Source organism: Cryobacterium sp. 10I1 (assembly GCF_035019805.1).
Taxonomy (GTDB): Bacteria; Actinomycetota; Actinomycetes; order Actinomycetales; family Microbacteriaceae; genus Cryobacterium; species Cryobacterium glucosi.
On record NZ_JASJVF010000091.1, the window covers coordinates 1 to 12,007 of the forward strand.

At 68.0% G+C, this 12,007-nt stretch carries 11 protein-coding genes and 1 pseudogene; 2 read left to right on the plus strand and 10 right to left on the minus strand.

What is annotated here, in order from left to right:
- Window positions 1-636, plus strand: a pseudogene (locus tag QN345_RS09780) (phospho-sugar mutase); the annotation flags it as partial.
- 27 nt (window positions 637-663) lie between these two features.
- Here the strand turns inward: QN345_RS09780 and QN345_RS09785 are convergent.
- The 10 genes from QN345_RS09785 to QN345_RS09830 form a co-directional block, all read right to left on the minus strand.
- Entirely contained in the window at window positions 664-936 is a 273-nt protein-coding gene (locus tag QN345_RS09785) for a PTS sugar transporter subunit IIB (protein ID WP_322189432.1), read from the minus strand.
- A complete protein-coding gene (locus tag QN345_RS09790) occupies window positions 933-1,409 on the minus strand; it encodes a PTS sugar transporter subunit IIA (protein WP_322189431.1) in 477 nt (158 codons plus the stop codon). Before QN345_RS09790 ends, QN345_RS09785 begins: the two co-directional genes overlap by 4 nt.
- Window positions 1,410-1,450: 41 nt before the next feature.
- Complete coding sequence (locus QN345_RS09795) at window positions 1,451-2,569, minus strand: adenosine deaminase (protein ID WP_322189430.1); 1,119 nt, start codon at window positions 2,567-2,569, stop codon at window positions 1,451-1,453.
- Between the two features lie 108 nt (window positions 2,570-2,677).
- Window positions 2,678-3,988: a thymidine phosphorylase gene (locus QN345_RS09800; RefSeq protein ID WP_322189429.1), complete on the minus strand. Its 1,311-nt coding sequence runs from the start codon at window positions 3,986-3,988 to the stop codon at window positions 2,678-2,680.
- Window positions 3,985-4,398: a cytidine deaminase gene (locus tag QN345_RS09805; protein WP_322189824.1), complete on the minus strand. Its 414-nt coding sequence runs from the start codon at window positions 4,396-4,398 to the stop codon at window positions 3,985-3,987. Before QN345_RS09805 ends, QN345_RS09800 begins: the two co-directional genes overlap by 4 nt.
- A 50-nt stretch (window positions 4,399-4,448) precedes the next feature.
- The gene (locus tag QN345_RS09810; protein WP_416173101.1) at window positions 4,449-5,759 is read right to left on the minus strand and encodes an ABC transporter permease; all 1,311 of its coding nucleotides are present in this window, start codon (window positions 5,757-5,759) and stop codon (window positions 4,449-4,451) included.
- Window positions 5,756-7,045, minus strand: a complete 1,290-nt coding sequence (locus tag QN345_RS09815) for an ABC transporter permease (protein WP_322189428.1) — start codon at window positions 7,043-7,045, stop codon at window positions 5,756-5,758. Before QN345_RS09815 ends, QN345_RS09810 begins: the two co-directional genes overlap by 4 nt.
- Window positions 7,042-8,562 carry an ABC transporter ATP-binding protein gene (locus QN345_RS09820; RefSeq protein WP_322189427.1) on the minus strand — a complete coding sequence of 507 codons (1,521 nt, stop codon included), beginning with the start codon at window positions 8,560-8,562 and terminating at the stop codon, window positions 7,042-7,044. The genes QN345_RS09815 and QN345_RS09820 overlap by 4 nt, the downstream gene beginning before the upstream one ends.
- A gap of 108 nt (window positions 8,563-8,670) precedes the next feature.
- Complete coding sequence (locus QN345_RS09825; RefSeq protein ID WP_322189426.1) at window positions 8,671-9,774, minus strand: BMP family ABC transporter substrate-binding protein; 1,104 nt, start codon at window positions 9,772-9,774, stop codon at window positions 8,671-8,673.
- Between the two features lie 185 nt (window positions 9,775-9,959).
- Window positions 9,960-11,081 carry a mannose-1-phosphate guanylyltransferase gene (locus QN345_RS09830; RefSeq protein ID WP_322189425.1) on the minus strand — a complete coding sequence of 374 codons (1,122 nt, stop codon included), beginning with the start codon at window positions 11,079-11,081 and terminating at the stop codon, window positions 9,960-9,962.
- Between the two features lie 100 nt (window positions 11,082-11,181).
- On the opposite strand from QN345_RS09830, the gene QN345_RS09835 reads away from it, so the two are divergent.
- Window positions 11,182-12,007, plus strand: an 826-nt coding sequence (locus tag QN345_RS09835) for a glycosyltransferase (protein ID WP_323508609.1), incomplete at its 3' end; no start/stop codon positions are given.

Here is a 12,007-nt window from a genome sequence, read left to right on the forward strand (position 1 = left end):
CCGCGCAACGGCACCCTGGCCTGCTCGATCGTCTCGTCGCCTGCGCTGAAGGCCGTGGCGGATGCCTACGGCATGCGCTTCGAAGAGACCCTCACCGGGTTCAAGTGGGTCTCCCGCGCCCCCGGTCTCGTCTTCGGCTACGAGGAAGCCCTCGGCTACCTCGTGAATCCGACGACCGTGCGCGACAAGGACGGCATCTCCGCGGCCCTCGCGCTGCTCTCCCTCGTGAGCGACCTGAAGAACGAGGGCTTCACCCTCGCGGACCACCTGCACCACTTCAGCGGCCGTTTCGGGCACTTCTCGTCGAGCCAGATCTCGGTGCGCGTCACCGACCTGTCGTCGATCTCCCGGGTGATGGACCGGCTGCGCTCGAACCCGCCGGTGTTCATCGGCCGGATCCGCGTCGACCACATCGACGACCTCGCCGGCGGCTTCCTCGGCCTGCCCCCGAGCGATGTGCTCCGGATCCGACTCGTCGGAGGCGCCCGCGTGATGGTGCGCCCGAGCGGCACGGAGCCCAAGCTCAAGGTCTACCTCGACACGAGCAGCGTCGTCGGCACGGTGGTGGAGCGCCAGGTCGCCGCCAACGCCGTGCTCGCCGAGCTCGAGCGCGGTATGCGCGAGCTCATCGCGTAGGGCTAGAACCTCCGCACCGCTCCGGGTTCAGCCGAGCGCTTCCTCGAGCTTGGTGGTGAGCTCGTCGACGTCGAAATAGTTGTCGATCACGACGATGTCCGCGTTGGTCTTGCCGATGTGGGCCACGAGCTCCGATGAGGTCAGGATCACCTGCGCGTCCGCGCCGACGGTCTGCACGGAGGCAACGTCGGTCGCCGTCACCTCGGCGTCGATGTCGAGCCGGGCGAGAGCCCGTTCTGCGTTCATCTTCAGGATCGCGGAGGTGCCGACTCCGACCCCGCACAGGGCGACGATCTTCATTCCTGGACCCCGCTGGCTTCTCCGGCGGGTGCCGTCACGCCGAGCAGCGAACGGATGCCGGCGGCATCCGTCGCGGCCGCAAGCGCAGGGATGACCCGCGGGTCATTAAAGAGGTTCGCGAGTTCGGCGACGAGCAGCACGTGCTCATCGCCCGTCGTCACGGCGAGGCCGAGGACCACGCTGACCGGGTCGTTGTGCGGGTGGCCGAAGGCGACGGGTTCCGCGAGGGTCACGATGCTCAGGCCCTCTGCGAGGACATCGGGGCCTGGGCGCGCGTGGGCGAGGGCCAGGCCGGGGGCGATCACGACGTAGGCGCCGAACTCTTCGATGACGTCGATCATCCGTTTCGTGTAGCCGGGGCCTGTCGACCCCGAGCGCTCGAGACCGTCGCCGGCCGCGGTCACGGCGGTGCGCCAGTCGGCCACGTGGATGCCGATCGCGATGGCGGTAAGAGGCAGGTCTGGGAGTTGCATAGGTTCTTTCACTGGGGTTGCGTGGCGGGGTCTGCGGACTCTCAGGCCTCTTCGAAGCCCGCGACGATGGCGTCGGCGAGCTCTTCGCGCTCTTCGAGCGGGAGGAACGCGGACTGGGCGGCGTTGAGCTGGAAGACCTCGAGGTCGTCGATGTCGTAGCCGAAGGCGTCGCTCAGCAGCGCGAGTTCCTGACTCAGGCTCGTGTCGCTCATCAGCCGGTTGTCGGTGTTGACGGTGACCCGGAAGCCGAGCTGGTAGAGCAGGTCGAAGGGGTGGTCGAGCAGGTCGTCACCCCAGGCGGCGATTGCGCCGGTCTGCAGGTTCGACGACGGGCTCAGTTCGAGGGCGATCTCGCGGTCGCGCACCCACTGTGCGACCGGGCCGAGGGTGACGTAGGTGTTGTCGTCGTCCTCGCGGCCGATCACGATGTCTTCGGCGAGGCGCACGCCGTGACCGAGGCGCAGTGCGCGGCCGTCGAAGAGGGCGCCGCGGATGCTGCCCAGCCCGTCGGCCTCTCCGGCGTGCACCGTGACCGGCATGAACTCCTTGGCGAGGTAGTCGAATGCTGCGATGTGGTTGCGGGCGGGGAAGCCGAGCTCCGCTCCGGCGATGTCGAAGCCGACGACGCCGTTGCCGCGGTGGCGTACGGCGAGTTCGGCGATCTCGAGGCCGCGGTTCGCGTGGCGCATCGCGGTGATGAGCTGGCCGACCCGGATGGTGGACCCGAATTCTGCCGCCTCGTCGACGCCGGACTCGAGCCCCTCCTGCACGGCCTCGACAACCTGGTCGAGGGTGAGCCCGCGGGTGAGGTGCTGTTCGGGTGCCCAGCGGATCTCCCCGTAGATGACACCGTCTGCTGCGAGGTCCAGCACGAATTCGTGGGCGACCCTGGTGAGGCCCTCACGGGTCTGCATCACGGCCGTCGTCACATCGAAGGTCTTGAGGTAATCCACGAGCGAGCCGGAGTTGGCCTGGTCGGCGAACCAATCGCCGAGGGCGGCAGCTTCCGTCGACGGCAGGGCGAGACCGATGGCCTCGGCGAGCTCGATGATCGTCTGGGGGCGCAGGCCGCCGTCGAGGTGGTCGTGCAGCGATATTTTGGGCAGCGCATTGATGCTCGTACCACCGGGCAGCAGGAATTCCTCAAGGCTCGTATTCACGCTCACCAATCTACCGGCCCCGGCCTCCCCCGGCTCCTCCCCAGGCATATCTCCCGTAATTTATTGTGATCGGCAACACACCGGTTCCGTGCGGAGATCGAGCAGTGCTCAGCGACCGATGCGCTCGGCGATGAGGGGGCCGCCGTCGAGCACGGGCTCGCCGGGGTCGCCGATCCGGTATGCGCCCTCGAGGGCCTCCAGGGCCCTGGTGAAACGCTCCGGCTCGTCGGCGCTGAGGGTGAAGAGCGGCTGCCCTGCGCGCACGGTGTCGCCCGGCTTGGCGTGCAGGTCGATCCCTGCGGCGTGCTGCACGGGGTCCTGCTTGCGGGCACGGCCCGCCCCGAGACGCCAGGCGCCGATCCCGAACGGCAGCGCCTGCTGCTCGACGAGCACCCCGTCACGGTCTGCCGTGACGATGTGGGTTTCCTTCGCGACCGGCAGTGCGGCATCCGGGTCGCCGCCCTGGGCGCGGATGACCTCGCGCCACTTGTCCATGGCCCGCCCGTCGGTGAGGGCAGCGGCGACGTCGACGCCGGTGATCCCGGCGAGCTCGAGCATCTCGGTCGCGAGGGCGATCGTGAGCTCGACGACGTCTGCAGGCCCGCCGCCGGCGAGCACCTCGACCGATTCGCGGACCTCGTTCGCATTTCCGATCGCGAAGCCGAGCGGCACGTTCATGTTGGTGAGCAGGGCGGATGTCGCCACCCCGGCATCCTCGCCGAGCGCGACCATCGTGCGGGCGAGCTCCCGGGAGAGCTCGATGTCCTTCAGGAATGCGCCGGACCCGAATTTCACGTCGAGGACGAGCGCGCTCGTGCCCTCCGCGATCTTCTTCGACATGATCGAGGAGGCGATCAGCGGGATCGCCTCGACGGTTCCGGTGATGTCGCGGAGGGCGTAGAGCTTGCCATCGGCCGGGGCGAGGCCGCCGCCCGCCGCGCAGATCACGCCGCCGTGGTCGCGGAGCTGGGCGAACATCTCCTCGTTGCTGAGGTGGGCGCGCCAGCCGGGGATCGACTCGAGCTTGTCGAGGGTGCCGCCGGTGTGCCCGAGGCCGCGGCCGGAAAGCTGCGGAACGGCCGCGCCGAAGACCGCGACGAGCGGCATCAGCGGGAGGGTGATCTTGTCGCCGACGCCGCCGGTGGAGTGCTTGTCGGTTGTCGGCTTGCCGAGGCCGGCGAAGCTCATCCGCTCGCCGCTGTTGATCATGGCGAGGGTGAGGTCCTTGATCTCCCGGCGGGTCATGCCGTTCAGGAAGATCGCCATGGTCATCGCGGCCATCTGCTCGTCGCCGACGTAGCCGCGGGTGTACGCGTCGATCAGCCAGTCGATCTGGGGGGTGGCGAGTTCGCCGTGGTCGCGCTTGGTGCGGATCAGGTCGACGGCGTCGAAGGCTTCGAGGTGGGTCTGGGTGTTCACTGGTGTTCTTCCCGGTAGTCGGCGAGCTGGCGGGGCCCGAAGGCGTCCGGCAGGACCTGGTCGATGGTGCGGAGGCCCGAGACTGTTTCCAGCAGCATGCCGGGTGCGGAGTGTTCGTAGAGGAGCTGGCGGCAGCGGCCGCACGGCATCAGCAGGTTGCCGTTGCCGTCGACGCAGCTGAAAGCGAGGAACCTGCCGCCGCCGGTGAGGTGCAGCACGGAGACGAGGGCGCACTCCGCGCACAGCGTGAGGCCGTACGAGGCGTTCTCCACGTTGCATCCGCTGATCACCCTGCCGTCGTCGACGAGGGCCGCCGCGCCGACGGGGAACTTCGAGTACGGCGCGTACGCGAGGCTCATCGCCTCGGTCGCGGTGCTGCGGAGGAGCGCCCAGTCGATGGCGGGAGCCACGTGGCCGGACTCCGGTTCGTTCTTTCGCGCGGGTTCGTTCTTTCGGGAGCTCACGATTTGATGTACGGCTTTCCGGAGGCCGCTGGCCCCCGTGACTGGCCGACGAGGCCGGCGACGGCGAAGATCGTGACGAGGTAGGGCAGCATCAGCATGAATTCGCTCGGCACCGGGGAGCCGATGATGCTGAGCACGTTCTGCAGGTTGCTCGCGAAGCCGAAGAGCAGCGCGGCGAGGGTGGCCCTGATCGGGTCCCAGCGGCCGAAGATGACGGCGGCGAGGGCGATGAACCCGGCGCCGGCTGTCATCTCTTTGCCGAAGGCGCCGACCGAGCCGAGGGTGAAGTACGCCCCGCCGAGACCGGCGATCGCGCCCGCGAGGGAGACGTTCCAGAACCGGGTGCGGGCGACGTTGATGCCCACGGTGTCCGCGGCCTGAGGATGCTCGCCGACGGCGCGCAGGCGGAGGCCCCACTTGGTGTGGAAGAGGCCGAAGTACACGCACGCCACGGCCACGTACATGATGTAGACGATCAGGGTCTGCCGGAAGAAGACCGGGCCGATGATCGGGATCTCGCTCAGCAGCGGGATGTTGATGTTCTCGAACCTCGGCGGGCTGTTGAGCGTCCCTGCGTTCGGGGCGAGCAGCTGGGAGAACAGGAAGCCGGTGACCCCGGAGACGAGCACGTTGAGCACGACGCCGACGATGACCTGGTCGACGAAGTACTTGATCGCGAACGCGGCGAGCACGAAGGAGACGAGCACGCCGGCGACCATCGCCGCGACAAGCCCGAGCAGCGGCTGCTGGGTGATCGACGCGACCATCGCCGAGGTGAACGCACCCGCCAGCAGCTGGCCCTCGATCGCGACGTTGACCACGCCGACCCGTTCGGAGATGACGCCGCCGAGCGCACCGAAGATGAGCGGGACGGCGAGGCTCAGCGACCCGAAGAGCAGCCCGGGCACGGGGATCGTGTGGTCGGCGGAGGCCCAGGCCAGGAAGCCGACCAGCAGGAACACCGCGAACACGGTGACGAGCCAGATCGGCACCTTCGCCTTCGAGCGCACGAGCCATCCGCTCGCCGCCGTGATCAGGAGCAGGAGGGCGACGACCGCGATGCCGGTCGGCCGGGTGGGCAGGACCACGTCGGGCAGCTGAATCAGGTCGGTCGTGGTGGACAGGCGCATGGTGCTCTCGCCGTCACGACCGAAGACGACGAGCAGCAGGAAGCCGAGCACAGTGAAGATCGCGAGGGCGATCGGGGTCTTCCAGCTCTTGATCTGCTCGAAGTCGGGCCCTGCGGCAGTGACTGCTGCGCCCGGTCCGGTGGACCCGGCCGGTGAAACGGTTGTCGGAGTGCTCACGAGGCCACCACCTCCGTGGGTGTCGTGGTGCGTTTCCGGGGCGTCTTCGCACCGGGGGTCTTCTGGCCCGGCGTCGGCAGCCGGAAGATGGCGCGCACGAGGGGCGGCGCCGCGATGAACAGGACGATGAGGGACTGCACGATCAGCACGATATCGATCGGGACGCCCTCTGCTGCCTGCATCGAGAACCCGCCCGCCTTGAAGGCGCCGAAGAGGATGCCTGCGGCGAAGACCCCCCACGGGCGTGAGCGGCCGAGCAGCGCGACGGTGATCGCGTCGAACCCGATGCCGGAGTCGATGCCGGCGTCGAAACCGCTCGTCGACGTGCCGAGTACCTGGTTGATGCCTGCGAGGCCGACGAGGCCGCCGGAGAACAGCATCGCGTAGACGTACATCCGGTCGACGCTGATCCCGGCCACCCGGGCCGCGTGCGGGTTGAGCCCCACGGCGCGGAACTGGAAGCCGAGATTCGAGCGCGACAACAGCCACCAGGTGAAGATCGTCGCGATGATCACGAGGATGAACCCGAGGTGCAGGTTGTACGCGGGGCCGAGCAGGTCGGGGAACACGGCCGTCGGTTTGCTCGCGGGACTCTGCGGGTTGTTGGACCCCGGCGTCTTCAGGAAGCCGTCGCGCAGCAGGTAGCTGACGAGGTAGTAGGCGACGTAGTTCAGCATGATCGTCGTGATGACCTCGTGCGCACCGGTGCGTGCTTTGAGCAGGCCGACGATGCCGCCCCAGAGTGCGCCGCCTGCGACACCGACGACGAGGGCGACGACCAGGTGGATGCCGGCGGGCAGGTCGAGCGCGAAGGCCACCCAACCGCCGAGCGCGGCCGCGATGAGCATCTGGCCGCGACCGCCGATGTTGAACAGCCCGACACGGAAGCCGAGCGCAACGCCGAGGCCGGCCGCGATCAGCGGGGTCGCGAAGGTGAGGGTCTCGGTGAGCGGTTTGATCCCGGACGCGAAATCCGGCTTGCGGAAGTTGTAGATCGACCCCTGGAACAGGGCGGAGTACGCGCCGGACACGGAATTCCAGGCCGCGACGACGGTGTCGCCCGGTCGGGAGAAGAAGTAGACCGACGCATTCTGGACGTCCTCGTTGGTGAAGGCGATCAGGATCGCGCCGACGAGCAGGGCGAGGACGACGGCGAGGACGGAGATGATGGCGTTCCCGGTCGTGATCTCACGGAAGACCTGGTACGCGCGACTCGGCTGGTCAGGCTGGTCCGGCCCGACCGGCTTCCCGCTGGAAACCGGCGGGGTCTGCAGGGTCTCGCTCATGCTGCCGCTCCTTCTTCGGTCGGCGTTTCGCCGGCCATCATCAGCCCCAGTACGGCCCGGGGGGTGTCGCCGGGGACGATGCCCACGACGCGGCCGCGGAACATCACCAGGATCCGGTCGGCGAGCGCGGCGACCTCGTCGAGTTCGGTCGAGATCACGATGACCGGGGTGCCGGCATCCCGGGTCGCGATGATGCGCTCGTGCACGAATTCGATCGAACCGACGTCGAGGCCGCGGGTCGGCTGGGCGGCGATGAAGAGGCGCAGGTCGCGGCTGAGCTCCCTGGCGAGGACGACCTTCTGCTGGTTTCCGCCGGAGAGGCGGGCGACGAGTGTGTCGATGCCCTGGGAGCGCACATCGAATTCCTTGACCTTGTCCTCGGCGAACCGGGCGAGGAAGGATAGCTGGACGTTGAAGCGTTTGACGAACGGCGGCTGGTGCGACCGGTCGAGCATCAGGTTCTCTGCGATCGTGAATTCGCCGACGAGGCCGTCCTCTGTGCGGTCCTCTGGCACGAAGCCGACGCCGGCGTCGAGGATCCGGCGCACGGTGTGGTTGCGGAGCGAGGCACCGTCGAGGGTAATGTCGCCGGAGACGCGCGGCTGGAGGCCCATCAGGGCCTCGGTCAGCTCGGTCTGCCCGTTTCCCTGCACTCCGGCGATGGCGAGGATCTCGCCGGCGTGCACGGTGAAGCTCACGTTGTTGACGAGCACCTGCCCGCGCGGGTCGAGCACAGTGAGGTCGGTGACGACGAGGGCAGGGGCACCGGGCGCGGCCGGGGACTTGTCGACGGTGAGGTCGACGGCGCGGCCGACCATCATCGTGGCGAGTTCCTCGTTGCTCGCGGTGGGCGAGGCCTGGCCGACGACGGCACCGAGGCGGATGACGGTGATCCGGTCCGCGACGGCGCGCACCTCCCGGAGTTTGTGGGTGATGAAGACGATCGAGGTGCCGGAGTCGCGCAGCTGGCGCATGATGCCCATCAGCTCGTCGGTCTCCTGCGGGGTGAGCACCGCGGTCGGCTCGTCGAAGACGAGCACCTTCGCATCGCGGGAGAGCGCCTTGATGATCTCGACCCGCTGCTGCACTCCGACGGGGAGGTCCTCGACGAGGGCGTCGGGGTCGACGTCGAACCCGAACCTGGCCGAGATCTCGGTCACCCGGCGGCGGGCGGCCGGGAGATCGAGGTGGCCGCCGAACCCGGTCTCTTCGTGGCCGAGCATGACGTTCTCGGCGACGGTGAAGACGGGGATGAGCATGAAGTGCTGGTGCACCATGCCGATGCCGGCGGCCATGGCGTCGCCGGGTCCGGAGAAGTGCTGGACGACGTCGTCGAGCAGGATCTCGCCTTCTTCGGCCCGGTAGAGGCCGTAGAGCACGTTCATCAGGGTGGACTTCCCTGCACCGTTCTCGCCGAGCAGCGCGTGGATCTCGCCGGCCTCGACAGTGAGGTTGATGTGGTCGTTGGCGACCAGGGCACCGAATCTCTTCGTAATGCCGCGAAGTTCGAGCTTCATACTTCCCGATTCTATTGAGCAGCCGGCCGGGGGGTCAGCGGCCGGGGGTTAAAGCACACGGGGAGGCCAGCTCTCGCTGGCCTCCCCGCGATGGCACTTCCTGGTGTGTTACTTCGGGGTGGACGGCGACGTGACCGTGAGCTTGCCGCTGATGATGTCGGCCTTGATCGCGTCGACCTCCTTCACGAGCGCGGGGTCGACCTTGGATTCCCAGTCGTGCAGGGGCGCGATGTCGACGCCCTTGTTCTCGAGGGTGCCGATGTACGGGGTCGCGCTGAACTTGCCGTTCGCCGCGTCAACGACGATCGCCTTGGTCGCATCCGCCATCTGCTTCATGATCGAGGTGAGGTAGAGCGCCTTCGTGGCCGGTGCGGTCGCGTAGAGGTCGCTGTCGACGCCGACGATGGCAACGTCCTTGCCGGAGTCCTGGATGGCCTGCGCGGTGCCCTGGAAGAGCGGTCCGGCAACCGGAAGGATGATGTCGGCGCCCTGGTCGATCAGGTTGGTGCTGAGCGCCTTGCCCTGGTTGATGTCGTCGAAGCTGCCGGCGAAGGTTCCGGCCTGGGCGGCCTTGTCCCAGCCGAGGAGCTTGACGGACTTCGACTTCTGGGTGTTGTAGTACGTCACGCCATCGGCGAAGCCGTCCATGAAGATCGTCACGGATGGGAACTGCTTGCCGCCGTAGGTGCCGACGATGCCGGTCTTGGTGGTGCCCGCAGCGAGGTAACCGGCGAGGAAGGCGGCCTGGGCGGTGTCGTAGAGCACCGGCTTGACGTTGTCGAGGGCAAGGGGGCTGAAGTCGTCATTCGACAGTGCGGAGTCGATGATGGCGAAGTCGGTCGTGGGGCTGGCCTTGGCCGCGTCGCGGGTGGTGTTCGCGAGCGCGAAGCCGACCGTGAGGATGAAGTTGCAGTTCTGGTCGACCATGCTGCTGACGTTGCCCGCGTACTGGTCGGTCGTCTTGGACTCCGCCTGCTTGAACTTGACGCCGAGGGCATCCGCTGCCTGGGTCATTCCGTCGAAGCTCGACTGGTTGAAGGACTTGTCGTCGAAGCCGCCGGCGTCGGAAACGATGCAGGGGGTGAAGTCGGTGACCGCAGCGGTCGACGTGGCGCCGCCGGTGCTCGGCGCCGCCGCACAACCGGCGAGCAGGGCTACGGCGCCCAGGGTGGCGAGTCCGCTGAAAACGGCCCTTCGTTTGGTGATTGTCAAGATGACCTCCATTGCTGGCCCGGCGCGGGTTCGACGGGGCTGTGTGCAATCAGGTTACCCAATGTTTCACTGCTCAGTTGAGCAAACTCGATAGGTGCGCTAAGCGTTATCAACCCGCTACCTGTACGAAACAAATCCGTGCACAATTAGCCGGAGACCGGCACAAACGATTCAGACGGTGTCGGCTACAACACGTCGCTGCTCCCGGAGAGCTTGAGGGCGTCGACGACGGCCTTCACTTTCTGCGCATTCGCGCTCGTCGTCACGAGCAGAGCGTCCGGCGTGTCGATGACGACGATGTCCTCGACGCCGATCAGCGCGATCATCCGGCCGGTGTGGCTCACGACGATTCCGCTCGACGAGTCCGCGAGAACGCGTGCGCCCTCACCGAGGATCGCCAGGTCGCGCTTCCGCCCGTTCGCGTGGATCTTGGCGATCGACGCGAAGTCGCCGACGTCGTCCCAGTCGAACTGGCCGGGGATGACGGCGAGCTGGCCGCGGGCCGCGACCGGCTCCGCGACGGTGTAGTCGATGGCGATCTTCTTGAGCTTCGGCCAGACCTTGTCGACGACGGCGCCGCGACGCGGGGTGTCCCAGGCATCGGCGAGCTCGAGGAGCCCGGCGAGCAGCTCGGGCTCCGCAGCGCCGATCTCTTCGAGCAGGCGATCGGCCCTGGCGATGAACATTCCCGCGTTCCAGAGGTAGTGGCCGCTCGCGACGTACGCCTCCGCCGTCGCGAGGTCGGGCTTCTCGACGAAGGAGTCGACGGACTGCGCGTTCGGCGCCCCCGGGATATCGAGCGGCGCGGCCGTCTTGATGTAGCCGAATCCGATCGCGGGCTCCGTCGGCCGGATGCCGATCGCGACGATGTACCCGGCATCCGCTGCCGCGACGGCCTCGACGATGGTCTGGCGGAACAGGATGGCGCCCTTGATGACGTGGTCGGCCGCGAAGGACCCGATGATGACGCCGGGTTCGCGTTTCTCGAGGATGGCGGCGGCGAGGCCGATGGCCGCCGTCGACTCGCGCGGCTCGCTCTCGAGCACGACATTGAGGTCGGCGAGCTCCGGCAGCTGCGCCTCGACGGCGGCGCGGTGCGCGCGACCGGTGACGACCATGATGCGCTGGTCGCCGGCGAGGGGGGCCAGCCGGTCCCAGGTGTCCCTGAGCAGGGTCTGGCCTGACCCGGTGAGGTCGTGCAGGAACTTCGGCGCGTCCGCGCGGGAGAGCGGCCACAGGCGGGATCCGATGCCGCCGGCGGGGATCACGCTGTAGAAGCGCTCGAGTGGGTCAGGTGCCTGGGTCATTCGGCCAGACTACAGGCCGCCGGGGGGCTGTTCACCGGGTATTCACGCAGTGGTTCCGGGTATTCACGTGCTTGTTTCGAGGGGTGCATACGCTCGAAACATGCGGGTTGCTGTCGTCAGTGAAAGTTTCCTCCCCACGGTCAGTGGGGTCACCACGAGCGTCTGCAAGGTGCTCGAGCACCTGCAGCGCACCGGGCACGAGGCGATCGTCATCGCCCCCGCCGGTGCTCCTTCCGAATACGCGGGTTTCCCGGTGTTCAGCGTCCCCGCCGTCTCCTACCGCCAGTTCCCTGTCGGGATGCCGAGCCCGCACGTGCAGCGCCTGCTCGCCGATTTCGGCCCGGACGTCGTGCACGCGGCCTCCCCGTTCCTCCTCGGCGCCCAAGGCATCGCGTCGGCGAACCGCCTCGACATCCCGAGCGTCGCGATCTTCCAGACGGATGTCGCCGGTTACGCCAGGCGCAACCGGCTCGGCCAGGCGACGAAGGTCGCCTGGCGCCTCGTCAAGTGGATCCACGACGGCGCCGACCTCACCCTCGTGCCCTCCTCTGCCTCGATGGCGGACCTCGAACGGGTCGGCGTGCGCAGGCTCGCCCGGTGGACGCGCGGCGTCGACCTCGTCGGCTACCACCCGAACCGGAGGAGCGAACCGGCCGTCGCCGAGCTGCGCAAGCGCCTGTCCCCGAACGGTGAGGTCGTGGTCGGCTACGTCGGCCGGATGGCGCCGGAGAAACAGGTCGAACGGTTCCGTGCCCTCAGGGGCGTTCCGGGCATCCGTGTCGCCCTCGTCGGCGACGGGCCGTCCGTGCCGCTCATCCAGCGCGAACTCGCCGGCGTGCCGGTGACGTGGGTCGGCCGCTCGTGGGAGAACGTCTGTGAAACCCTTGTCGGTTACTACGACAAAGTCATCGACGAACGTGCCGCCA

Excerpts from the sequence above, each read along its gene's own strand:
- QN345_RS09785 (WP_322189432.1), bottom strand. The coding sequence starts at position 936 with ATGAAGATCGTCGCCCTGTGCGGGGTCGGAGTCGGCACCTCCGCGATC.
- QN345_RS09790 (WP_322189431.1), bottom strand. The coding sequence starts at position 1,409 with ATGCAACTCCCAGACCTGCCTCTTACCGCCATCGCGATCGGCATCCAC.
- QN345_RS09815 (WP_322189428.1), bottom strand. The coding sequence starts at position 7,045 with ATGAGCGAGACCCTGCAGACCCCGCCGGTTTCCAGCGGGAAGCCGGTC.
- QN345_RS09820 (WP_322189427.1), bottom strand. The coding sequence starts at position 8,562 with ATGAAGCTCGAACTTCGCGGCATTACGAAGAGATTCGGTGCCCTGGTC.
- QN345_RS09830 (WP_322189425.1), bottom strand. The coding sequence starts at position 11,081 with ATGACCCAGGCACCTGACCCACTCGAGCGCTTCTACAGCGTGATCCCC.